This window comes from Sphingomonas sp. PvP018 (genome assembly GCF_017876865.1).
Classification (GTDB): domain Bacteria; phylum Pseudomonadota; class Alphaproteobacteria; order Sphingomonadales; family Sphingomonadaceae; genus Sphingomonas; species Sphingomonas aerolata.
In genome coordinates this window covers 853737-876965 of sequence record NZ_JAGIOU010000001.1, presented here as the reverse complement: position 1 = coordinate 876965, position 23229 = coordinate 853737, and the positions used below count along the sequence as shown (strand labels likewise).

The 23229-nt window shown below is 66.4% G+C and carries 23 protein-coding genes and 1 tRNA gene; 16 read left to right on the top strand and 8 right to left on the bottom strand.

All coding sequences use genetic code 11. From position 1 onward, the window contains the following. The first annotated feature begins 66 nt into the window (after positions 1 to 66). The 3 genes from J3A66_RS03650 to J3A66_RS03640 all read left to right on the top strand — a co-directional run bounded on the left by J3A66_RS03650 (position 67) and on the right by J3A66_RS03640 (position 2751). A complete protein-coding gene (locus tag J3A66_RS03650) occupies positions 67 to 540 on the top strand; it encodes a transcriptional repressor (protein ID WP_107933086.1) in 474 nt (157 codons plus the stop codon). A 127-nt stretch (positions 541 to 667) separates the two neighbouring features. Further along, positions 668 to 2590, top strand: a complete 1923-nt coding sequence (dxs, locus tag J3A66_RS03645) for a 1-deoxy-D-xylulose-5-phosphate synthase (RefSeq protein WP_056407691.1) — start codon at positions 668 to 670, stop codon at positions 2588 to 2590. Then, a complete protein-coding gene (locus J3A66_RS03640; RefSeq protein ID WP_209567222.1) occupies positions 2587 to 2751 on the top strand; it encodes a hypothetical protein in 165 nt (54 codons plus the stop codon). Before dxs ends, J3A66_RS03640 begins: the two co-directional genes overlap by 4 nt. 29 nt (positions 2752 to 2780) lie before the next feature. Here the strand turns inward: J3A66_RS03640 and J3A66_RS03635 are convergent, their stop codons facing one another. Further along, a complete protein-coding gene (locus tag J3A66_RS03635; protein WP_209567220.1) occupies positions 2781 to 3452 on the bottom strand; it encodes an alpha/beta hydrolase in 672 nt (223 codons plus the stop codon). A gap of 187 nt (positions 3453 to 3639) precedes the next feature. Here J3A66_RS03635 and J3A66_RS03630 point away from each other — a divergent pair, with 187 nt between their 5' ends. From J3A66_RS03630 to proC, 5 genes are all read left to right on the top strand, one after another. Continuing rightward, complete coding sequence (locus J3A66_RS03630) at positions 3640 to 4389, top strand: TlyA family RNA methyltransferase (RefSeq protein WP_209567211.1); 750 nt, start codon at positions 3640 to 3642, stop codon at positions 4387 to 4389. A 171-nt stretch (positions 4390 to 4560) separates the two neighbouring features. Then, positions 4561 to 5079 (top strand): TspO/MBR family protein, encoded by a 519-nt coding sequence (locus J3A66_RS03625; protein ID WP_166747908.1) that lies wholly within the window; start codon positions 4561 to 4563, stop codon positions 5077 to 5079. A 38-nt stretch (positions 5080 to 5117) separates the two neighbouring features. Beyond that, a complete protein-coding gene (locus J3A66_RS03620) occupies positions 5118 to 5372 on the top strand; it encodes an accessory factor UbiK family protein (RefSeq protein WP_031395657.1) in 255 nt (84 codons plus the stop codon). A gap of 100 nt (positions 5373 to 5472) precedes the next feature. Beyond that, positions 5473 to 5976, top strand: a complete 504-nt coding sequence (locus J3A66_RS03615) for a YbjN domain-containing protein (RefSeq protein WP_081874093.1) — start codon at positions 5473 to 5475, stop codon at positions 5974 to 5976. 31 nt (positions 5977 to 6007) lie between these two features. Then, entirely contained in the window at positions 6008 to 6823 is an 816-nt protein-coding gene (gene proC, locus J3A66_RS03610) for a pyrroline-5-carboxylate reductase (RefSeq protein ID WP_209567209.1), read from the top strand. Here proC and J3A66_RS03605 read toward each other — a convergent pair whose 3' ends face one another. Continuing rightward, positions 6824 to 7312 (bottom strand): MarR family transcriptional regulator, encoded by a 489-nt coding sequence (locus J3A66_RS03605; protein ID WP_031395654.1) that lies wholly within the window; start codon positions 7310 to 7312, stop codon positions 6824 to 6826. It abuts the gene before it with no gap. Between the two features lie 106 nt (positions 7313 to 7418). Between J3A66_RS03605 and J3A66_RS03600 the strand changes: the two genes are divergently transcribed. From J3A66_RS03600 to J3A66_RS03590, 3 genes are all read left to right on the top strand, one after another. Next, a complete protein-coding gene (locus J3A66_RS03600; protein WP_031395653.1) occupies positions 7419 to 8498 on the top strand; it encodes a branched-chain amino acid aminotransferase in 1080 nt (359 codons plus the stop codon). Between the two features lie 52 nt (positions 8499 to 8550). After that, positions 8551 to 8625 (top strand) — tRNA-Gln (locus J3A66_RS03595). A 66-nt stretch (positions 8626 to 8691) separates the two neighbouring features. Then, complete coding sequence (locus tag J3A66_RS03590) at positions 8692 to 9120, top strand: DUF1810 domain-containing protein (protein ID WP_209567207.1); 429 nt, start codon at positions 8692 to 8694, stop codon at positions 9118 to 9120. A gap of 21 nt (positions 9121 to 9141) precedes the next feature. Here the strand turns inward: J3A66_RS03590 and J3A66_RS03585 are convergent, their stop codons facing one another. After that, positions 9142 to 9804, bottom strand: a complete 663-nt coding sequence (locus J3A66_RS03585; RefSeq protein ID WP_209567205.1) for a Fe2+-dependent dioxygenase — start codon at positions 9802 to 9804, stop codon at positions 9142 to 9144. Positions 9805 to 9896: 92 nt separating this feature from the next. Here J3A66_RS03585 and J3A66_RS03580 point away from each other — a divergent pair, with 92 nt between their 5' ends. Continuing rightward, the gene (locus J3A66_RS03580; RefSeq protein WP_209567203.1) at positions 9897 to 10199 is read left to right on the top strand and encodes a hypothetical protein; all 303 of its coding nucleotides are present in this window, start codon (positions 9897 to 9899) and stop codon (positions 10197 to 10199) included. 110 nt (positions 10200 to 10309) lie between these two features. Here J3A66_RS03580 and J3A66_RS03575 read toward each other — a convergent pair whose 3' ends face one another. Continuing rightward, positions 10310 to 12370, bottom strand: coding sequence for a S9 family peptidase (locus J3A66_RS03575; protein WP_245336697.1), 2061 nt, complete (start codon positions 12368 to 12370; stop codon positions 10310 to 10312). Between the two features lie 94 nt (positions 12371 to 12464). Then, positions 12465 to 13592 (bottom strand): lactonase family protein, encoded by a 1128-nt coding sequence (locus J3A66_RS03570; RefSeq protein WP_245336696.1) that lies wholly within the window; start codon positions 13590 to 13592, stop codon positions 12465 to 12467. Between the two features lie 108 nt (positions 13593 to 13700). Between J3A66_RS03570 and J3A66_RS03565 the strand changes: the two genes are divergently transcribed. The 4 genes from J3A66_RS03565 to J3A66_RS03550 all read left to right on the top strand — a co-directional run bounded on the left by J3A66_RS03565 (position 13701) and on the right by J3A66_RS03550 (position 18647). After that, the gene (locus tag J3A66_RS03565; protein ID WP_209567200.1) at positions 13701 to 15107 is read left to right on the top strand and encodes an AarF/ABC1/UbiB kinase family protein; all 1407 of its coding nucleotides are present in this window, start codon (positions 13701 to 13703) and stop codon (positions 15105 to 15107) included. Between the two features lie 129 nt (positions 15108 to 15236). Continuing rightward, a complete protein-coding gene (locus J3A66_RS03560; protein WP_107933113.1) occupies positions 15237 to 17597 on the top strand; it encodes an FdhF/YdeP family oxidoreductase in 2361 nt (786 codons plus the stop codon). After that, positions 17594 to 18388 carry a formate/nitrite transporter family protein gene (locus J3A66_RS03555; RefSeq protein ID WP_209567198.1) on the top strand — a complete coding sequence of 265 codons (795 nt, stop codon included), beginning with the start codon at positions 17594 to 17596 and terminating at the stop codon, positions 18386 to 18388. Before J3A66_RS03560 ends, J3A66_RS03555 begins: the two co-directional genes overlap by 4 nt. 7 nt (positions 18389 to 18395) lie before the next feature. Continuing rightward, entirely contained in the window at positions 18396 to 18647 is a 252-nt protein-coding gene (locus J3A66_RS03550; protein WP_209567196.1) for a hypothetical protein, read from the top strand. A gap of 125 nt (positions 18648 to 18772) precedes the next feature. Here J3A66_RS03550 and J3A66_RS03545 read toward each other — a convergent pair whose 3' ends face one another. The 3 genes from J3A66_RS03545 to J3A66_RS03535 form a co-directional block, all read right to left on the bottom strand. Then, positions 18773 to 20839 (bottom strand): catalase, encoded by a 2067-nt coding sequence (locus tag J3A66_RS03545; RefSeq protein ID WP_209567194.1) that lies wholly within the window; start codon positions 20837 to 20839, stop codon positions 18773 to 18775. Between the two features lie 104 nt (positions 20840 to 20943). Then, complete coding sequence (locus J3A66_RS03540; RefSeq protein ID WP_209567192.1) at positions 20944 to 21207, bottom strand: hypothetical protein; 264 nt, start codon at positions 21205 to 21207, stop codon at positions 20944 to 20946. Positions 21208 to 21305: 98 nt separating this feature from the next. Next, complete coding sequence (locus tag J3A66_RS03535; RefSeq protein ID WP_209567190.1) at positions 21306 to 23222, bottom strand: alpha-L-fucosidase; 1917 nt, start codon at positions 23220 to 23222, stop codon at positions 21306 to 21308. Between the last annotated feature and the right edge of the window lie 7 nt (positions 23223 to 23229).

Below are 23229 nucleotides of genomic sequence, written 5' to 3'. Positions count from 1 at the left end.
CGCACGATCGCCCCGGCGCGGTCGCTGCTTGTCGCGGCTCCTGCGGCACCCTAGATTCACGGCATAATGGCAACGCATTCGCATTCACATCATGAGCCGCAAGGCGCCGACCTCAACGTTGCTGCCCAGGCAACGCTGGAAAAATCGGGCGAGCAGTGGACGACGATGCGCGCCAGCGTGTTTTCCGCGCTGGCTGGCTTCGACAAGCCGGCCTCGGCCTATGACATCGCGGAAGCCGTGTCGAAGGCGGAGGGGCGGCGCGTCGCTGCCAACAGCGTCTACCGGATTCTCGACCTGTTCGTGGGCGCCAATCTCGCGCGACGGGTCGAAAGTGCGAATGCGTATGTCGCCAATGCTCATCCCGATTGCCTTCACGACTGCATCTTCTTGGTATGTGATTCGTGCGGGCAGACGACGCATATCGACAATGACGTGATCACCCGCGGCGTCCGCAACGCGGCGGTTTCGGCCGGTTTCGTGCCTGTCCGCCCGGTCATCGAAGTCCGCGGCCGGTGTGCCGCATGCGAGGCGCAGCGCTGATCGAGGAAGGCTGCCAGCGCCATGACGGGGTAACCAATCTGGCGTCGCTGCGTAGAAATATCCGCGGATGGCGGGGTTTCGTTCGGTAACAATCGACACCAAACCTGTGCTGCGATAAGCCGGTGGGATGGCAGATACTCCTGTAACCCCGTTGCTCGACACGGTTTCGACCCCCGATGACCTGCGCAAGCTGAAACCCGACCAGCTTCGCCAGCTTGCCGATGAACTGCGGACCGAGACGATCTCGGCCGTCGGGACGACCGGTGGCCACCTCGGATCGGGGCTCGGCGTCGTCGAACTGACGACCGCGATTCATTATGTGTTCGATACGCCGCGCGACCGTCTGGTCTGGGACGTCGGGCATCAATGCTATCCGCACAAGATCCTGACGGGCCGCCGCGACCGGATCCGGACGTTGCGCCAAGGTGGCGGCCTCAGCGGCTTCACCAAGCGGAGCGAGAGCGAATACGACCCGTTCGGCGCTGCGCATTCCTCGACGTCGATCTCGGCCGCGCTCGGCTTCGCGGTCGCCAACAAGATCGCGGGCACGCCGGGCAAGGGCATCGCCGTGATCGGCGACGGCGCGATGTCGGCGGGCATGGCCTATGAGGCGATGAACAACGCCGAGCAGGCGGGTAACCGCCTCGTCGTGATCCTGAACGACAACGACATGTCGATCGCGCCGCCGGTCGGCGGGTTGTCGGCCTATCTCAGCCGGATCGTGTCGAGCCGCGAATTCCTGGGCATTCGCGAACTTGCCAAGAAGCTCGCGCGCCGCCTGCCGCGGCCGTTCCACAATGCCGCGCGGAAGACCGACGAGTTCGCCCGCGGCATGACGATGGGCGGTACGCTGTTCGAGGAGCTCGGCTTTTATTATGTCGGGCCGATCGATGGGCATAATCTCGAGCATCTGATCCCCGTGCTCGAGAACGTGCGCGACGCGGAGGAGGGCCCGATCCTCGTCCATGTCGTGACCAAGAAGGGCAAGGGCTATGCGCCCGCCGAGGCCGCGGCCGACAAATATCACGGCGTGCAGAAGTTCGACGTGATCTCGGGCGTGCAGACCAAGGCGCCGCCGGGACCGCCGCAATATCAGAACGTGTTCGGTGCGCAGCTCGTCGCCGAGGCCGCCAAGGACGACCGGATCTGTGCGATCACCGCGGCGATGCCGTCGGGCACCGGCCTCGATGCCTTTGCCAAGGCCTATCCCGATCGCTTCTTCGATGTCGGCATCGCCGAACAGCACGGCGTGACCTTCGCGGCCGGACTCGCCGCACAGGGAATGCGGCCGTTCTGCGCGATCTACTCGACGTTCCTGCAGCGCGCCTATGACCAGGTCGTCCACGACGTCGCGATCCAGAACCTGCCGGTGCGCTTCGCGATCGACCGCGCTGGGCTGGTCGGGGCGGATGGGGCGACGCACGCCGGATCGTTCGACGTGACCTATCTGGCGACGCTGCCGAATTTCGTCGTGATGGCGGCGGCGGACGAAGCCGAGCTGGTCCATATGACGCACACCGCGGCGCAGTATGACACCGGCCCGATCGCGGTGCGCTACCCGCGCGGCAACGGCACGGGCGTCGCCTTGCCTGCCACGCCCGAACTGCTCGAAATCGGCAAGGGCCGGATCGTTCGCGAGGGCAAGGCCGTGGCGATCCTGTCGCTCGGCACGCGGCTCGAGGAAGCGTTGAAGGCGGCCGATGTGCTCGAGGCCAAGGGGCTGTCGACCACCGTCGCCGATCTGCGATTCGCCAAGCCGCTCGACGTCGAGATGATCCGCAAGCTGCTGACCACGCACGAGGTTGCGGTCACGATCGAGGAGGGCGCGGTCGGCGGTTTCGGGGCGCATGTGCTGACGCTGGCCAGCGACGAGGGGCTGATCGATGGCGGGCTGAAGCTGCGCACGCTGCGTCTGCCGGATCTCTTCCAGGATCAGGACAAGCCCGACGCGCAATATGCCGAGGCCGGGCTCGATGCGGCGGCGCTGGTGGAAACCGTGCTCAAGGCGCTGCGCCATAATTCGGGCGGGGTTGCCGAAGCGCGCGCATGACCGGGCCGACCAAGGCCATCGTGATCATCGCGCTCGCGGTGATCGTGATGGTGTCGCTGAACATCGCCATGTGGCGGCGGATGCGCGCCGGGCTGGCCGCAGCGCGCGCCGCGGACCAGCAGGATCAGCAGTCGCCGGCAGACGACACACTGCGCGGTTGATGCGGAACGACTGCCCGACTCGCGCCTGCCTATCTGCCCAGATAGTGGGATTGCGCCGCGTCTGTTGCGCTGACGGCGAGGATCGATCGCGCCTGGCTGGCCGGCAGAGCCTGGCCGTGACCGTCGCCACTCGCGGCGATCACCCGCTCGAGCAGATCCTGTCCGTCGCGCCACCAGCCGATACCGCTCGCGGCGTTGAGATGCCCCTGCGGGCCGGCATCGACGAAATGGCTGCCCCAGTCGGCGGCCATGCTGTGCGCCCGGTCGGGCGTGACCCAGGGATCGTCGCTGCTCGCGACGACGATCGAAGGGAAGGGCAGGGCGCCGCGCGGGGTCGGTGAAAAGCCCTTGAGCTCAGCCTGGGCCCCACCGCGATCGACATCGGCGGGTGCGACGAGCAACGCACCGGCGACGGGCCAGCCATAGGGTTGCGGGCTGAGCTCGGCCCACCACGCCACCGCGAGGCAGCCGAGGCTGTGCGCGGCAAGGATGACGGGGGCCTGCGCGCGCCGGATCGCCTCGTCGAGTCGCGTGACCCAGGCGTTGCGATGTGGCGTGTTCCACATCCCCAATTCGACCCGAACGGTATCCGGCCGGGCATCTTCCCACAGGGTCTGCCAGTGTGACGGGCCGGATCCGCCGAGCCCGGGGACCGTCAGGATGGTCGGTTGAACGCTATCATATGGTGCAAAAGAACCCACGACGCCTCTCCTTCTCCAGACCCCCGGAGCCCGGGGGTGGGATCGTGATCGATCGACGCTCTAGGGGACGTCGGCCGATCACGATCCCTGTCTGCAAGATAATCCTACCATTCCAGTGGGCAATAGATATTGCGGCAAAAGGAAGGCAGCTTGCGATGATCGGACGCCGGGGCGATAGGCTGGGCGTATGGCAAAGCAACGCGCGGACCAGATGCTGGTCGACAGGGGACTGGTCGAGTCGCGGACGCGCGCCCAGGCGCTGATCATGGCGGGGCTGGTCTTTGCCGGCACGCGCAAGGTCGACAAGCCGGGGCAGACGCTGGCGGACGACGTCGTGCTCGACGTGCGGGGTCGCGATCACCCCTGGGTGTCGCGCGGCGGGATCAAGCTCGCGCACGGGCTCTCACATTTCAGCTGGACGGTCACGGACGCGGTGGCGATCGACGTCGGCTCGTCGACCGGCGGGTTTACCGACGTGCTGCTCAGCAACGGGGTCGCTCGCGTCTATGCCGTCGACAGCGGGACCAACCAGCTTGCGTGGAAACTCCGTCAGGACCCGCGCGTGATCGTCCACGAACAGACCAGCGCGCGCATCCTGACCGACGCGCATATCCCCGAACCGGTCGACCTGATCGTCTGCGATGCGAGCTTTATCGGGCTGGCCAAGGTGCTTGAGCGCCCGATCGGGTTCGCACGTCCCGGCGCGCGGCTGCTCGCGCTCGTCAAGCCGCAGTTCGAGGCGGGCCGCGAAGAGGTCGGAAAGGGCGGCGTGATCCGCGATCCGGCCGTCCATGCGCGCGTCTGCGGCGAGGTCGCGGCCTGGCTCGAGGCACGGGGCTGGCAAGTCGAGGGCGTCGTCGAGAGCCCGATCACCGGCCCCGAGGGCAATATCGAGTTCCTGATCGCCGCGCATGCGGTCGCCGCGCCACGCGGCTGAGGATCCGAATGCTGCCCGCGCTGGACCCGGATCGGCCATCGCAGAATGACACACTTCCCGATCGGTCCATGCATGTTGCGGTTTACGGCAGGGCGTTCCCGCGGCAGGACTAAGCTGATCAGTCTTGAAAGGACGTATGTGGGAGGCATCGCTTCGAAGGGCCAGCTGAGGATGTCGTTCCTGCGCTGGGCGATCGTGACCGTTCCGTTGATCGTCCTGCTGGGCTTTCTGGCCGGGCGCGCGGTCCCGGTGGGGAGCGAAAGTGCTTGGTACACCAGCTTGGTGAAGCCCGCGCTCACTCCGCCAGGCTGGGTGTTTCCGGTCGCCTGGTCGACGCTCTACGTGCTGCTCGGCCTCGCTCTCGCAATGATCCTCAATGCGCGCGGCGCGCTGGGGCGGGGGCGCGCGATCGCTTTGTTTGTCGCGCAATTCGTTTTGAATCTTGCCTGGACGCCATTGTTCTTCGGCGCGCACCGAATCGGGGCGTCGGTGCTCGTCATCGTCGCGATGCTGCTGCTCTCGATCGCGGCGACATTCCTGTTCGCGCGTATCCGGCGCGGGGCGGCGTGGCTGATGGTGCCCTATATGGTGTGGATCAGCTTTGCGGGAATGCTCACATACGGTATAGGCCGGCTCAACCCCGATGCCGAAACCCTTGTGCCGACGACGCGTACCTCCCAGATGTTGTGAAGAGGCGCACGGCGCGAGTTACTAGCAGGATGATGAAAATGCAGTCCGAAAACCGGATGTTCGACGATTTCGTGAAGGTCCTCAACGGCGCCGCAGGAACCTTTGCCGGTGTCGGCCGCGAAGCGCAGTCTGGAGTTCGCGAGCGCGCCCGTGAATGGCTCGGCGGCCTCGATTTCGTGAGCCGCGAAGAGTTCGACGCGGTCAAGTCGATGGCGGCTGCGGCGCGCGACGAAAATGACGCGCTGAAGGCCCGGCTCGACGCTCTCGAAGCAAAAATGCAGGTCGGCGTCTGACTTTTCCACAGATTTCTGGGCATTCGGATCGAACGGGGTTGTCGGAGCATTTTTGCCCCGGCACCCTTTGTCGCGTGACAGGGAGTGCCAGGACGTAATGATGCTCGACCACGCCGACCATGACCAGGACGATGCTGCTCCCATCGACATGCTCGAAGCCTATTATGCTGCGCATGGATGGGAACATGAACGTCACGATGATGAGATCGTCGCGACCGTAAAGGGCAGCTGGACGACCTACGAGCTGCGCGCCTTGTGGCGCGAGGACGACAGCGTGCTGCAGTTCCTGGCGTTTCCGGACATCAAGGTGCCCGATGAACGGCGTCAGGCGGTTTACGAGACGATCGGGCTCGCCAACGAGCAGCTCTGGATCGGCCATTTCGAACTCTGGTCGACGAGCGGGATCCTGCTGTTCCGTCACGCGGCGATGGTCGATGGCGGTGAGGATGGCACGATGTCGCTGTCGGCTGCCGAACTGCTCGTCGAATCGGCGATCGAGGAATGCGAGCGTTTCTATCCAGTGTTCCAGTTCGTCCTGTGGGGCGGGAAGACGCCGGCGGACGCGCTTGCCTCGGCATTGATCGAAACCCAGGGCGAGGCGTGATCGCGCCCGTTTTCTTGGGCGCGGCGTGCCGATGACCGGGCGGATCCTGATGATCGGCTGTGGCAATATGGGCGGGGCGATGCTGGCCCGCTGGCTTGCCGACGGCGTTTCACCCGACAGCGTGACCGTCGTCAGCCCCAGTATGCGCGTGATGCCACCCGGTGTGCACGTCGTCGCCGCGGTGCCCGATCCCGACGCCTTTTCCGCCGAAACCGTCATGCTCGCGCTGAAGCCGCAGCAGCTCGGTGCGCTGAAGACGCCCGTGTTCGCGCGCTATGCGCCAAAGCTCCTGATTTCGATCCTCGCCGGGGTCGAGATCGCCGCACTCAACCGTCTGTCTCAGGCGCAGGCGGTGGTTCGGGCGATGCCCAACCTGCCGGTTGCGATCGGCCGCGGCGTGGTTGCGCTGCACAGCGCGACGGATGACGGCGCGGCGCGCGCGACCGCGGAGGCGTTGATGACGCCGCTCGGCCTCGTCGAGTGGATCGCCGCAGAGGCGCAGTTCGATGCCGTTACCGCGCTGGCGGGATGCGGGCCGGGATTCGTGTTCCGCTTTGCCGACGCGCTGGCCAAGGCGGGGCAGGCGCTCGGCCTGCCGGCGGATCAGGCGGCTCGGCTCGCGCTTGCTACGCTCGAGGGCTCCGCACGGATGGCCGGCACCGCGGACGTTTCGCCGGCGGTGCTGGCGGACCGGGTCGCGAGCCCGGGTGGATCGACACGCGAAGGGCTGAACGTGCTCGACGACGGCGATGCCCTGGTCACCCTGATGTCCCGCACGCTGGCGGCGTCGGCACGGCGCAATGCGGAGATGGCGGCAAACGCCCGCGGCGACCTCGCGCCGCGCTAGTCAGCCGCGCAGCTTGATGACCTGCTCGCGTTCCTCTTCGGGGATCAGGCCTTCGAGCACCGCCCAATAGCCCGCAACCGCACCGTGGCCGGCGTGATTATAGGCTGCGGACATCTTCTGTCGCGCGGCTTCGAACAGGTCGCTCTCCATCTTGCTGCCGACCGGCGTCAAACGCAGCAGCCGCTGACGCCGGTCACGATCGCCGGGACGGACCTCGATAAAGCCGCGATCGCTGAGTTCGTTCAGCACGCGGCCGAGCGACTGTTTGGTGATCGCCAGCAGCGACAGCAGCTCGCTGACCGTCATGTCCGGTTTGCGGGCGATGAAATACAGGGCGCGGTGGTGCGCGCGCCCCAGCCCCTGCTCCGCGAGCCCCGCATCGATCGACCGGACCAGATGGCTCTGACCGAAGTACAGGAGTTCCATGCCGCGACGCAGTTCGGGTTCGCGAAGAAACAGGGGTGAAGCGGGTGATGCTGAGGCAGCCATGTTGACCGGTTTAGTCTTCGGTCCTAGTCGACGGCAAGCCGTGGAAAGAGAGAAAAATTCAATGCATCCTCCGTTGTCGCAGGCCTCATCGTCCCCAGACGCGAGCATGACATTTTCGTTCGAACCGTGTGGCGATCCGGTCGCTGCGAACGAGCGTGCGCAGCGCCTGATCGATCCCGGCTTCGGCCGGGTCTTCACCGACCATATGGCGATGATCCGCTTCAGTGACGCGAAGGGCTGGCATGATGCCAGAATCACGACGCGTGCGCCGATCATGATGGATCCCGCATCCTCGGTTCTGCACTATGCGCAGGAAATCTTCGAGGGGATGAAGGCCTATCGACTCGCCGATGGCGGCACCGCGCTCTTCCGGCCCGAAGCCAATGCGCGGCGTTTCCAGGATTCGGCGCGCCGGATGGCGATGCCTGAGCTTCCCGAGTCGCTGTTCCTCGAATCGGTCGAGCGGCTGGTCCGGACGGATCAGGACTGGATTCCCGACAGCGACGGCGGCGCGCTGTATCTGCGGCCGTTCATGTTCGCGAGCGAGGTGTTCCTGGGGGTCAAGCCGAGCGCCGAATATCTCTACATGGTGCTCGCCTCGTCGGTCGGCGCCTATTTCAAGGGCGGTGCCTCCGCGGTCTCGATCTGGGTCAGCCAGCATTATACGCGCGCGGCACAGGGCGGCACGGGTGCGGCGAAGTGCGGCGGCAACTACGCCGCCAGCCTGCTCGCGCAGAAGGAAGCGATCAGCCAGGGCTGTGACCAGGTCGTCTTCCTCGATGCGGTCGAGCGCCGCTGGGTCGAGGAACTCGGCGGCATGAACGTCTTCTTCGTGTTTGCGGACGGCAGCCTGTCGACCCCCGCTCTCACGGGCACGATCCTGCCCGGCATCACCCGCGATTCGATCCTGACGCTCGCGCGGGCGCAGGGGATCACCGTGCGCGAGGAGCCCTATGCGATCGACCAGTGGCGCGCCGACGCGGCGAGCGGCAAGCTTGTCGAGGCGTTCGCCTGCGGCACTGCCGCGGTCGTGACCCCGATCGGGACCGTCGCGTCGCCCGAGGGCCGCTTCACGATCGGCGGCGGCGAGCCGGGCGCGATGACGCTGCGGATCCGCGATTCGCTCGTCGCGATCCAGCGCGGTCTGGCACCGGATGCCAATGGGTGGGTCCATCGACTCGATTAAGACGCGATAGGGCTTTTCTCGTCGGGGCGCGCCGCTATAAGGCCGCCTCTGCTGGGGCGTCGCCAAGTGGTAAGGCAGCGGCTTTTGATGCCGCCATGCGCAGGTTCGAACCCTGCCGCCCCAGCCAGTCCTTCCTGCGTCCATCGATTCTGCCATATGTGGGGAGTCGAGGATTGAGTAAAAGCAGGCAGTGATGACCCATCCTTATGATCTTGAACGGTTCGTCACTGCGCAGGCTGCAGTCTACGAGTCCGCGCTTGCCGAGATACGCGGCGGCGCCAAGCGTGGTCACTGGATGTGGTTCATCTTTCCGCAGATTGCCGGGCTCGGACGAAGCCCGATGGCGCAGCATTATGCGATCGTGTCACTCGAGGAAGCGCGGGCATATCTCGCGCATCCGGTGCTCGGGGCGCGTCTGCGGCAGTGCGTGGAAGCGCTCGACGCGCTGACGGGGACGAGTGCCCGGGCTGTATTCGGCGACGTCGATGCGATGAAGCTGCGATCGTCGCTGACGCTGTTCCGCGAGGCGGGGAACGATCCGCTGTTCGGTGCCGCGCTTGATCGCTGGTTTGCCGGGACGAGCGACGCGGCCACGCTAGCTCTCATCGACAGACCAAGCTGACGACGATCCGCGTCGCGCCGTTCAGTCCTCGGCCCAGCGCCGGAGCAGGTTGGATTGTGTCTTGGCGAGCAGGTCGAGTTCGGGCGTCTTGCCCAGCCGCTCGAACAGCGCGTGGCGGGCGGTTTCTAGATCGAACAGCAGTTCCCGTGCATCCGCGTCCCGAACGAGGCTCCGGACCCAGGTCACCGCGGCAAGCCGCTCGCCCGACACGACCGGCGCAACGCGGTGCAGCGAGGTCGTCGGATAGCAGACCGCCGAGCCCGCGGGCAGCTTGACGTCCTGTTCGCCGGCGGCGGACTCGATCACCAGTTCGCCGCCGTCATAATCCTCAGGCTCGCTGAGGAAGACCGTCACCGACACATCGGTCCGCATCCCGCCCATGATCGCATCGTCGACATGGCTGCCATAGGCCATGCCCGCATCATAGCGGCTGAAGAGCGGCGGGCGGACGACATGCGGCCGCGTCGCTATGCGGAACAGGGCATTGTCGAGCAACCGGTCGACGACGAGGTCCTGCATCTCGGCGAGCAACGGGTCGCCGCGGTCGACCTGCTCGTTGCGTTTGACCGTTCGTGCCTCGCGCCCCGCCGTCCGTCGGCCGTCGACATAGCGGGTCTTGCGCATATTATCTCGCAGCCACTGGAGATTGTCCGCATCCAGGACGTTGGCAATCATGATCATCATGGGAAATCTCGCAAATCCGGCATGAAGCCGGGTGACGCGCCCCTAACAGTTCAGTGCCTTCCCGGCCAACGCGTCGGGACCAAGGAGATAGTATGCGTACAAAATTATGGATGGGCGTTGGCGCCTTTGTGATTGCGCAATCGGGCCAAGCCGTCATCGGCGACGCGGCCGCCAAGCCATTGTCGCCGCCGGCTCAGCAGGTCGGTGAAGGTGAAGGTGAAGGCGAAGGACGGCGGGTCGTCCGGTCGGGCAAGGCTCGGCATGCGGTGACGTCGCCGCGGCGCGCGCGGGCTGCGCAACAGCAGCGTGGCCAGCGCGGCGAAGGCGAATATGAGGGCGGCGAGAACGAGCGCGGCGAGGGTGGCGAAAACGAGGGTGGCGAGGGCGAACGATGAGCCGGCTACGCCCCTTGGCGTGACCAGCACTGCCGCACGGATCGGCATGATCCGTGCGGCAGTAACGAGACTGCACTCTGGGCATCGCCCCGGCGGTGACGAACGGACGGTCAGTCGGTGCGTGATCCGCTCGGCTTGGCGCGATACCGATCGAACCAGGCGATGATCGCGGAGGCCTTTGCCGCGGATTGCGACGGCCGTGCGGTGAAGCCGCCATGGCTCGCCCCCGGCACCTTGACGAGCGCGGTCGGTACGCCGCGGATCTGCAACGCGGCGTAATATTGCTCGGATTCCGAAACCGGCGTGCGGTAATCGTCGCTGCCCACCACGACCAGGGTCGGCGTCTTGACGTTGCCGACGAGACTGAGCGGCGAGCGGTTCCAGTAGCTCATCGGATCCTCCCATGGCAGCTTGCTGAACCAGTAGCGCGAGGTGAACAGCGTATTGTCCATCGTCAGCGCCTCGCTCGCCCAGTTGATCACCGGCTTCTGCGTCGCCGCGGCCTTGAACCGGTCGGTCTTGCCGACGATCCAGGCGGTCAACACGCCGCCGCCCGATCCGCCGGTGACGAACAGATTGTCGGCATCCGCGGTCCCATCCGCGATCGCCGCGTCGACCGCGGCGATCAGGTCGCCATAATCGTCGGACGGGTATTTCTTGTCGATCAGGTTGGCGAACTCCTCGCCGTACGAGGTCGAGCCGCGCGGATTGGTCCACAGCACGGCATAGCCCGCCGCGGCATAGAGCTGCATGTCGGTCGCGAACCCCGGGCCGTAGGCGCTGTTGGGGCCACCATGGATTTCCAGGATCAGCGGCACGCGCTGGCCGGGGGGTCGCGTGGCGGGCGTCGCGAGCCACGCGTCGATCGCGCGGCCATCGGGCGCGGTCACCGCGATCTTGCGGATCGGCGCGAGCGTCTTGGCGCCGGTCATCACCGCGTTGAGCTGCGTCAGCCGCCGTGACTTGCCACCGCTCGACACCCAGATATCGGCAGGAGCGCTGCCGTCGCCGCCGGTATAGGCGATCGTCCCGCCTCTCGCGACCGAGAACTCGCCCCCGGTATAGGGTCGGTCGAGCCCGCCGCCCGCGACGTTGTCGACCAGCGGCGTCGTCCGGCCGTCGAGGCCGATGCGCGCAATCCGGCGCTGGCCGTGATCGTCATAGCTTGCGTAAAGGCTGCGCCCGTCGGCGGACCACACCGCATCCTCGATCCCGCGATCGAGCGCGGCGGTCAGCGAGCGGGGGCTGCCGGCGTTGCGGTCGCCGAGGTAGAGCTGGGTATTCTCGTAACTGCGTCGCTTGTCGTCGAAGCCGAGCCACGCGATCCGCGTGCCGTCGGGGGAGATCCGCGGCTGCGCATCGGGGCCGTCGCGGGTCGTCAGCGTCCGCATCGCGCCGCTCGTCGTGTCGACCGCGATGAGGTCCGAATTCATCACCTGCCGCTCGGCTTCGGGCCCACGGATCGCGGCGAACACGATCGCGCGGCCGTCGGGCGTCCATGACAAGGGGCCGCCGTCATCGAACGCGCCGAAGGTGAGCTGTTGCGGCGCGCCGCCGTCCGCCGCGACGACGAACAGATGATCGCGGCCGGGCTTCACATAGCCGGGGCCATCGTTGCGATAATTGACGCGGTCGATCACTGTCAGCGGCTCGGCCCATTTTGCGCCCTCGGGCTTGGGCGGTGCCTTGCCGAGCGTCGTCGCCTCGCCAGCAACGGTCGCGACGTAAGCGAGCCGGGTGCCGTCGGGCGACCAGGCGAGCGCCTGCGGATCGCCGGGAAAGCCCGTCACCCGCGCGCTCGTGCCGGTCGCGATCCAGCGGACGAACAGTTGAGACTGCTCGCCGTCGCGCGCGGCATAGGCAACGCGCGTGCCGTCGGGGGACCAGCGCGGGTCTGACCCTTGCGCGGCGAACGGCGACTGGCGACCGGTCGCGACGTCGATCAACCACAGCGACGACTGGACACGGTCGGTCATGACGTCGGCGGTGCGGCGGACATAGACGATCGTGCGTCCGTCAGGGCTGATCTGCGGGTCCGCTGCGATCGACAGGCCGAACAGGTCGGCACCGGTGAAGCGCCGCGTCGGGGCGTCGGCCGGGGCCGCAATCGGCTGCTGCTGCGCGACGGCGGGGGCAGCCGACAACAGGGCGAGAACGAGGGTGAGGCGCAAGCACGGCTCCTTTGACGATGATCGAGGCGCGATCATGCCCGATCCCCCGGCCCGTGCAAGGGCAGGGCCGGGGGCGTTATGGGTCGGGTGATCGTCAGCCAGTCGGCGCTAGGAACACCGCCCCGGGGACGCGCAGGGTCTGATCGGTCGGCGCGAGACGGCCGTCCTTGCCAAGCGCCATGACCGCGATCGTGCCCGACCGCTCGTTCGCGACGAGCATCTGCCGCTGATCCTCGAGCAGCAGGAAGATGCGCGGCCAGTGTCCGCCGGCGGCGATGTGCTGGACGAGGGTCGGTACTCCGTCGCGATCAAGTGCGAACACCGCGATACTGTCAGCGCCGCGGTTCGAGACGTAGAGATGCCGGCCGGCGCGATCGATCGCGATGTGCGCGGCCTGGGACGACCCGACATGGCCATCGGGCAGGGTGGATACCTGCGTGCGGGTGGTGAAACCCCCGTCCGGCTGTGCATCGAGCATGGTCACGGTGTTGGCGAGCTCGGCGACGACATAGGCGCGTGGCAGGCGCGGATGCCAGACGAGGTGGCGCGGTCCCGTTCCCGGCGGCGCGCGCCAGGCCTGGACCGGCGCGGAAAGGCTGCGCGCTCCCGGATCGATCCGATAGGCGAAGATCGTGTCGGCGCCGAGGTCGACCGAATGCAGCCAGTGCCGATCGGGGCTGAACCCGACCCAATGCGCATGCGGCCCCTCCTGACGGCTCTTGTCTGGACCGGTCCCCTCATGGCGGAAGATCGTCGGTTCGCCCGGCGCACCGGTCGCGGGATCGATGCGGTAGAAGCCGACGCTGCCGCTCGAATAATTGGCAATGGCGAGGCAGCCGGACGCGTCGTCGAACGCGGCATGGCAGGGATCGGCGCCACCCGATGGCATCGTGCCGCGCGCTTTCCAGCCGGGCGCAAAGCCGGTTACCGATCCTTTCGCCTGCTCGCGCAGGACATACCAAAGCCCGGTGCGGGGTGCCCGCACCGCAAACGACGCGTCCTCGATCCCGGCGACCGGCGGCTCGACCTGCCAGCGATCGCGCGCCCGGTCATGCGACAGCGTGTACAGGCCCTTGCCGCCCTCTCGCGCATAGGTGCCGACGAGCACGCGGGCGTCGCGCGGCGATGGCGGTGCGGCGCGCAGACCGGTGGCGAGCGTCGCGGTCGCCATGCCGGAGAGCAATGTGCGGCGGGTGATGTTATTGAAAACAGGTGGCGTCATGGATGGCGGTCCGATGGTTGATCCTCCACCCCAGCTTACCATCTAAGAAGCGGTCTCGTGCAAGGGGCTCTCCAGACCGAGGATAGACCGACGAGCGAAGATCCTGTCATGCCCGGTACGGAGCTGGGCGCTGAACGAAATCGACACGCTGATAACGAGTCCGGCTTCGACGCGGGATCGCAATCGCGTGGCGGGCGGTCGATCCCGCGGGGCCGGCTGTCGCGGCTCGGCGTGTTCGGGCGGCTGGCCGGCGGCGTCGCGGGCGGGGTGGTCGCCGAGGGGGCCCGGCGGCTCGCGAGCGGCGAGCATCCGCGCATGTCGGACCTGCTGCTGACCCCCGCCAACGCGGTGCGGGTCGCGGACCAGCTTTCGCATCTGCGCGGTGCGGCGATGAAGCTCGGCCAGATGGTGTCGATGGACGCGGGCGACATGCTGCCGCCCGAGCTGGCGACGATCCTCGCCAGGCTGCGCAACGATGCGCACCACATGCCGCCTGCGCAGCTCGACCGCGTGCTCACGGCCGAATGGGGGAAAGACTGGCGCCGCCGCTTCGCCCATTTCCAGGCGCATCCGGTCGCGGCCGCATCGATCGGCCAGGTGCACCGGGCACGGCTCCCCGACGGACGCGTGCTGGCGATCAAGGTGCAATATCCGGGCGTGAAGGACAGCATCGACGCGGATGTCGACAATGTCGCGACGCTGCTGCGCGTGTCGGGGCTGTTGCCCAAGGAACTCGACATCACGCGGCTCCTCGGCGACGCCAAACAGCAATTGCACGACGAGGCGGATTATATCCGCGAGGGCGAGATGCTGGAACGCTATCGCGCGCTGGTGGGCGACGATGCGGGGCTGCTGGTTCCGGAACTCGAGCCGACATTGTCGACGCCGCGCGTGCTGGCGATGGAGTATATCGACTGTGCGCCGATCGAGAGTCTCGAGACCGCACCCCAGGATATACGGGATACGGCCATGGAGCGGCTGATCAGGCTCACGCTGCACGAACTGCTCGACTGGCGGCTGATGCAGACTGATCCCAATTTCGCGAATTATCGCTGGCAGGCCGAGACGGGACGGATCGTCCTGCTCGACTTCGGGGCCGCGCGCGCGGTGCCGCAGGTCGTGGCGGACGGGTATCGCCGGCTGCTGGCAGCGGGGCTCGCCGGACAGCGCGACGCGGTCCGCGACGCCGCCGTGCAGGCGGGCTTTCTGGGCGAGGCCGCGGTCGTGGGGCATCGGCCGCAGATCGACCGCATGATCGACGTGATCCTGGCAGAGATGAACCAGACGGGGCCGTTCGACTTCGGCGATCGCAGCTTCGTCTCGGTGCTGCGGGACGAGGGAGCGGCGATCGCACGCGACCGGTCGACCTGGCATATCCCGTCGGCCGACATGCTGTTCGTGCAGCGGAAGATCAGCGGTACCGCGCTGCTCGCGGCACGGCTGAAGGCGCGCGTGGACGTGCGAGCAATGGTCGAACCTTATTGTGAGTCAAATGAAAGCCGTACTGACCTATAAAGGCGATCACCGGCTGCGATTTTCCTGTTTTGGCACTTATGCTGCGGCGCGGTATCGCGACTCCAAACGTTAAGGCTGCATGGACCCGGGCAATTTCCGCGGTGACACGCCCGATTTGGAGATTTGAGTATGCGTAACAAGCGTCCCGACGGGATTGTCGACTATACCGGCCCGGCCGGTGGCTGGGGTGCGCTCAAGGCGGTCGCGACGTCGCTGAAGGCCCAGCAGATCGTGGTGCGCGGCGGGCAGACGCTGCTCAAATCCAACCAGCCCGACGGGTTCGACTGTCCGAGCTGCGCATGGCCGGATCCCAAGCATACCTCGTCGTTCGAATTCTGCGAAAATGGCGCCAAGGCGGTGGCATGGGAATCCACGGCCAAGCTGATCGGTGCCGACTTCTTCGCCAAGCACAGCGTCGCCGAGATCTGGAAGCAGAGCGATCACTGGATCGAGGATCAGGGTCGCGTCACCGAACCGCTCCGCTACAACGCTGCGACCGACCATTATGAGGTCGTGACCTGGGCGGAGGCGATGTCTGCGATCGGTGCGGGTCTTGCCGCGGTGCCGGATCCGAATCAGGCCGAATTCTATACCTCGGGCCGCTGCTCGAACGAGGCGGCATTCCTCTATCAGCTGTTCGTCCGGCTGTACGGGACCAACAATTTTCCTGACTGTTCGAACATGTGCCACGAGGCGACGTCGGTCGGCCTCCCCAAGTCGATCGGGATCGGCAAGGGTACGGTCAGTCTCGAAGATTTCGACCATGCCGACCTGATCCTGTCGATCGGCCATAATCCGGGGACCAACCATCCGCGAATGATGGCGACGCTGCGCGAGGTGTCGCGCCGCGGTGGCAAGATCATCGTGTTCAATCCGCTGAAGGAACGCTCGCTCGAACGCTTCGAATCGCCGCAGTCGGTGGTCGAGATGGCGACGATGTCGGCGACCCAGATCGCCAGCTCCTATCTGCAGGTGAAGGTCGGCGGCGATGCCGCGGCACTGAAGGGTATCGCCAAGGCGCTCGTCGCGCTCGACGAGGCAGCGCGCGCCAGCGGCGGCGAACCCGCGCTCGACCATGCGTTCATCGCCGAGCATACCGACGGGCTCGAACCCTATATTGCCGATCTCGCGCGGACCGACTGGGCCGATATCGAACAGGCCAGCGGCTTGCGCCGGGCGGATCTCGAGGACGTTGCGCGGATCTATGCGTCGTCCAAGGCGACGATCGCCTGTTACGGCATGGGAATCACCCAGCACCGCACCGGTACCAGCAACGTCCAGCAGCTTGCGAACCTGTTGCTGCTGCGCGGCAATATGGGCCGCCCCGGCGCCGGGATCTGTCCTCTGCGCGGGCATAGCAACGTACAGGGCGACCGGACGGTCGGCATCACCGAACGCCCGATGCCGCTGTTGCTCGACCAGATGAAGAAGGTCTTCAACTTCGAGCCGCCGCGCGAGCATGGTCATTCGGTGGTCGAGAGCATCGCGGCGATGCGCGACGGCAAGGCCAAGGCGATCGTCTGCCTAGGCGGCAACCTCGCCATCGCGTCGTCCGATCCGCAGGCGTGCGCCGAAGGGTTCCGCAATCTCGATCTGGCGGTGCACATCACCACCAAGCTCAACCGCACCATGCTGTTGATGGCGAAGGATACCTATATTCTGCCATGCCTGGGGCGGACCGAGCTCGACACGCAGGCCGGTGGCCCACAGTCGGTCACCGTCGAGGATTCGATGTCGATGGTCCACGCGTCGCGCGGCTTCCTGATGCCGCCGGGCGAGAATGTGAAGTCGGAGATCTGGATCGTCGGCGAGATCGCCAAGGCGACGCTCAAGGGCAAGGGCGACATCGACTGGGACGCCTATGTCGCCAATTACGACCTGATCCGCGACAAGATCGAGGCGGTGTTCCCCGATTTCGCCGATTACAACGCGCGCATCCGCAAGCCCGGCGGGTTCCATCTGCCCAATTCCGCCGCGATGCGGATCTGGAAGACGAGCAGCGGCAAGGCGAACTTCATCGTCGCCGAGGGGATCGAGGAAGACGAGACCGCGAACGCGCCGGACGTGCTTCGTCTGACGACATTGCGGGCGCATGATCAGTATAACACGACCGTCTACAGCCTCGACGACCGGTATCGAGGGGTCTTTGGCCGTCGCGACATCCTGTTCATGAACGAGCGTGACATGGCGCGGCTCGGCTATGCGGAGGGCGATGTCGTCGATGTCGCCACCGCGTTGCAATATGCGCATCCCGACCGCGTCGTGCAGAAGCTGACCCTGGTCCGCTATGCGCTGCCCGACGGGTGCATCGCGTCCTATTATCCCGAGACGCAGCCGCTGATCGCGCTCGAGGATCATGATCCGCAGAGCTTCACCCCGTCCTACAAGTCGGTTCCGGTCACGGTGCGGCGGGCCGGCGGGGATGTCGGTGCGGAGCGCGGCGTGGCGCGCGCTGGGGTCGTCGGCCAGAGCCAGGCCGCTATGGCATGAGCGCGGGATACGCGCCGACGATCGACACCTATGCGACGCTCGCGGCGGCCAAGGCCGCGGCGTGGCGTCGCTCGCCGGTTGGCTTCTTTGCGGGCGCGATCCTGGCGGGAACCTATATCGGGATCGCGATGATCCTGGCGATCAGCGCGGCGGCGGGGCTTCCTCCCGGCGTCCGGCCACTGGTGATGGGCGCGACGTTCGGGATCGGCCTGATCCTGACGGTATTCGCCGGCGCCGAGCTGTTCACCGGCTATGTCATGTATCTCGGCTTCGGCCTGGCGAAGCGGACCATCAGCTATGGCGAGGCGATCACGCTGGCGAGCGTCGTCTGGGTGGGCAATCTGGTCGGTGGCGTCCTGTTATCGGCAATCTTCGCAATCGGCGGGGGCGGGGCCGTGTTCGCCAATGCCGACACGATGTTCAACGCCTATGTCCAGCACAAGGTCGAGGCGGATGGGATCGCGTTGTTCGCGCGGGCAATCCTGTGCAACTGGCTTGTCTGTCTCGCGATCTGGACGGCGGCGCGGATGAAGGGCGATACGGCCAAGTGCATCGCGATGGCCTGGATCCTGCTGGCGTTCGTTGCTGCCGGCTTCGAGCATTCGGTCGCCAACATGACCGCACTCACGCTTGGCCTCATGGCGCCGCATCCGGTGATCGATCTGGCGGGCACGGTGCACAATCTCGTCGTTGTCACCGCGGGAAACACCGTCGGCGGGCTGGTCTTCGTCGTCTTCGGGTACATGCTCGCGGCCCGGACGGACGCCGCGGCCGCGCCAGCGGCAGACTGACGCGCACTTGGCCCGAAAGCATTATCTCACCGCGACGCTGCCCGATGGCTATGTGAAGACGATCGGGCCCACGGCGACGGCGTTCACGCATTACTGGCGGATCGTCGCGGTGCTCGCCAACGGCAAGACCGAAGTCTTCTGGGGGCACAGTAAGTCATTGGCCGAGGTAAAGAAGAAGCGCGTCGCGGCCGAGGAGGCGGCGATCCAGCGCGGCTGGCGATCGCACGCGTTCGAGATCGCCGAACTCGTTCGTTCCTAGACCGTCCAGGCGTACAACTGGGCCAGACGCGAAACGGCCGCCCCGCACATGATGTGCGGGGCGGCCGTTCTTCTATGCAACGAATGAGACCGCGCGCGAATGGCGTGGTCTCATTCTTCCGACGATCAGGCGAGCGTGCGGACGCCGGGCTCACGATCCCAATAGCGCTTGGCACCTGCGGTCGCGATGTCGGCCAGCGCCACCACACCCGCATCGGGCTCTACGCCGGCCTTGTCGAGAAGCGGTTTGGCCGCATCGCTGGCGCCGATTGCCTTCAGATGACCGAACGCATCCATGACCCACTGGACCGCCGCGCCTTCCTTCAGGAGCATCTTGCACCCGTCGGCGGACAGGACGACCGCCACCGCGTCGAAGATTTGCGACGGGCTGCCGGCAAGCTGGCCCTGTGCCTTCTTCATGCTGCCATCGGCGAGCTTGGCGCCGCCGACCTTGGGGGCGACGAGCACCGGCTTGCCGCCTGCACCCTCGACCGCCGCGACGACCGCGTCGATCTCCGCGCCATCCGACCCGTCGGCGATCAGGATCCCGACCTGACGGCCCTCGAGCGTCTCCTTCATGTTCTTCTGGATCGACAGTGCCGGGCTCGGTGGCATGTCGACCGGCGCACGGAACGCCGGATTGGCAGCCGGCAGGGGGATGCCGAGACCATCGGCAACGCGCGTCGCCAGTTCCTCGTTCACGTTGCGCAGGTTGGCGACGGTGCGCTCCTGGACATGCGCGAGACCGACCTTCGACAGCTCGAAGGTGAAGGCCGACGCGATATGCGCCTTCTCATTGTCGGTCGCCGACACCCAGAACAGCCGTGCCTGGCTGTAATGGTCACCGAACAGTTCGGCGCGCATCCGCAGCTTCTCGCCCTGCTCGTCCGCACCGGTCGGGTTCGTGGTCGTCACGAAGCCGTTCGGCGATTCGCGCGGGCCACCGTCTTCGCCGACAACCGACAGGCTGTTCGGCTCGTAATTGGCACGCCCCTTGGGCACCTTGGTCTGCATCATGCCGTCACGCTGGAAATTGCCGGCTGGGCTGCGCGGTGCGTTGACCGGGATCTGATGGAAGTTGGTCGTGCCGAGGCGCGACTTCTGCGTGTCGAGATAGCTGAACAGCCGGCCCTGAAGCAGCGGATCGTTCGAAAAATCGATCCCGGGGACGATGTTCGTCGGCAGGAACGCCACCTGCTCGGTCTCGGCGAAGAAGTTGTCGACATTGCGGTCGAGCACCATTCGGCCGATGATCCGCACGGGAACGTCCTCCTCGGGGATCAGCTTGGTCGAATCGAGCACGTCATAAGGCTGCGCCTCGGCGAACGCCTTGTCGAACACCTGAATGCCGAGCTCCCATTCGGGGAAGTCGCCGGTGTCGATCGCTTCCCACAGGTCGCGACGATGATAGTCGTTGTCCGCGGCCTGGAGCTTGAGCGTCTCGTCCCAGATCGTCGACTGGAGACCGAGCTTGGGCTTCCAGTGGAACTTAACGAAGCTCGACTTGCCTTCCTCGTTCACGAGCTGGAACGTGTGGACGCCGAAGCCTTCCATCATCCGCAGCGAACGCGGCAGGGTGCGGTCAGACATCGCCCACATCTGCATGTGCGTCGATTCCGGGGTCAGCGACGCCCAGTCCCAGAAGGTGTCGTGCGCCGAACCCGCCTGCGGATAGGCACGATCGGCCTCCATCTTCACCGAATGGATCAGGTCCGGAAACTTGATCGCGTCCTGGATGAAGAACACCGGGATGTTGTTGCCAACGAGATCCCAGTTCCCTTCGGTCGTATAGAACTTGACCGCGAAGCCGCGCACGTCACGCGGGGTGTCGACCGAACCGGCGCCGCCAGCGACCGTTGAGAAGCGCGTGAAGAGCTCGGTCCTCGTGCCCTTCTTGAACACTGCTGCCTTGGTCAGGTCGGAAATGTCATCGGTGGCCTCGAAATAGCCGTGCGCACCCGATCCGCGTGCGTGGACAATACGCTCGGGAATCCGCTCATGATCGAAGTGGAAGATCTTCTCGCGCAGCACGAAATCCTCGAGCAGCGTGGGACCACGCGCGCCGGATTTCAGGCTGTTCTGGTTGTCGGACACGGGCACGCCGTGATTGGTGGTCAGGACGGGGACGTCGCCGCCTGCCTGCTGATGCGTCTCACCACCGTTGCCGGGGTTGCGCTGTTCGATGTCGCTCATTGCGGATCCTTGCTGTCGAGGACGAAGTTCGGGGGCTCAACGTGCGATCCACCAGACCGGGTCCATGCAGGCGGCAAGGAATCGGCCTGCTTCATGTTAGGGGATCAGGTCGTGGGCGACGGATGTTGCCCAGACCACGCCGAACCGAGTCCGTTTCCAGCAGGTGCCCGGAATCGCCGGAGTTTTTTCGCCGACCGCCAGAGCAGAAGCAGGCCGATCGCGAACAGGAACAGCGCACCGAACAGGAATGCGAGGTAGAATCCTGGTGCAAGCCAGGCGGATCGTATCACCGGCGCGGCCTCGGCACCGTCCATGGCGACCCCTGCGATTGTGGTCACCGGCGTTGCACTGGTTTCGATCGCTGTCATGGCGTGTCCCCGGCCGGACCGGCGCCGTCGCGGCACCGGATCCGACCTGAGGTATGCCCGCGATTTATTGCACGCGTGGGACAGACCGTATCATTGCGTCACCCGCTGCGCGGCCGGAACGCGCCGATCCCGGCGATTGCGAGGCGACGGGCAGGAATCGCGGTCTCGGCAAAGCTGAGGCGGAGCAGACGGGCGGTGACCGGGGTCGCAAAGGCGATCCGCTGAGTCGCGAGCGCATAGGCGATGTTGGGCAGTTCGCCCTTGCCGGCCTCTTGCCAGTTGGTGCCGTCGGTGCTCGTCTCGATCCGGTAGCCCTTTGGCGGCGCGGTGTCTGCCATCACCGCGCGCGACGGCGTCAGGCTGAACCCGGCAAGCATCTCGGTCGCGCCGAGGTCGATCGTCACCGAGGCGGGGCTGCCGGCTTTGGGGGCGGGCAGCGCCCAGCTCGTCGCGGTGTCGTTGTCGAGCAGTGCCTGCGCGCCGGGGGCGGAGGCGGCGGCGATCGACCAGCGCGTCGTGGCGACGATGCTCGGGTCCGATGCGACGACGGTGGCGACCGCGGCGGGCGCGACCTGGCGGAAAAGCGCGATCTCGCGGATCGCGGGGCAGGCGGGGGCCTCGAGGATACGCAGACGCAGGCGGCGGGCCGTGACCGGTGCGGGCAGGCGGATGATCCGCTGCGCGCCGATGCAGGCGTGCTGCGCCAGTTCACGCCACCGGCCGTCCACTTCGGCGTCGACCGCAAACCGCGTCACGCGCAGCCCGAGCGGGAGATATTCGCGCAGGCGGATGAGGTCGAAGGTTCGGCCGGGCGGAAGGTCGAGCACGAGGCTGGGTGTCGTGATCCCGTCGGCGGTCGACCAATAGGTGTCGGCGCGACCGTCGAGGACGTTTGCCGGCGAAAAGCCTGCGCCGCGGCTCTGGCTGGCGGTCGCGACCGCACCCTGGGCGAGGTCGCGCGCGAAGGTGGCGGCCTGCGCGGTGCCGAAGGATGTCAGCACGGCGACGTCGATATCGGCGAGGCGGCCGCGCCGGTCGGGTGGCAGGTTGAGGTTGAGGTTGGTGCCGCGACCGACCGACTCGTCGTACAGCTTGACCAGCCGTGCGGGCGTCTTGACCTTCGCATCCTCGTCCGCGTGATAGAACCAGCCCGGGCGGATCGAGACGTCGGTCTCGGCCGGCCACCAGAGCGGCGCACCGCGCACGCCCGAATTGCCCTCGCTCTGGACATAGGGATGGTTCGGCATGGTCGGCCAGCAGGGATCACCCGCGACGCCGTCCTCATTGCCGACCCAGCGCACGTCGGCGCCGAGCGGATCGAAGGTGCAGGCCATCGGCTGATGCTGATGGACCAGCGCGACGATCGACGGCCAGTTGTAATATTTCGGCGCATCGATCTTCCGCGTGTCGCGGGCGCCGCCATAATAGCCGTCGCCGCCATTGGCGCCGTCGAACCAGAATTCGAACAGGGTGCCATAGCGCGTGCAGAGCTCGACCACCTGCTTGCGAAAATACTCGACATAGGCCGGCCGGCCATATTCCGCGTGATTGCGATCCCAGGGCGAGAGGTACAGGCCGAAATCGAGCCCGGCCCGCCTGGTCGCGCGCTCCATCTCGCCGACGACATCCCCCTTGCCGTTCTCGTACGGGCTGTTGCGGATGCAATGCTCGGTCAGCATCGTCGGCCACAGGCAGAAGCCGTCATGATGCTTGGCGGTCAGGATGATGCCGCGCATGCCGCCTGCCTTGGCCGCCGCGACGATCTGGTCGGGGTCGAAATCGGTCGGATCGAAGAGCTTGGGATCCTCGTCGCCATAGCCCCATTCGCGATCGGTGAAGGTGTTGATCGAGAAATGGACAAAGGCATATTGCTCGCGCGCATGCCAGGCGAGCTGGCGCTTCGACGGCGTCGCACCCCATGGCTTGGGGGCAGCCGCGCGGGTCGCCGCGAGGGCGGGCGTCGCGGTTGCGGCCAAGCCCGAGGCGAGCAGGAGGCGGCGGGAAACTTCGGTCATCATCGTC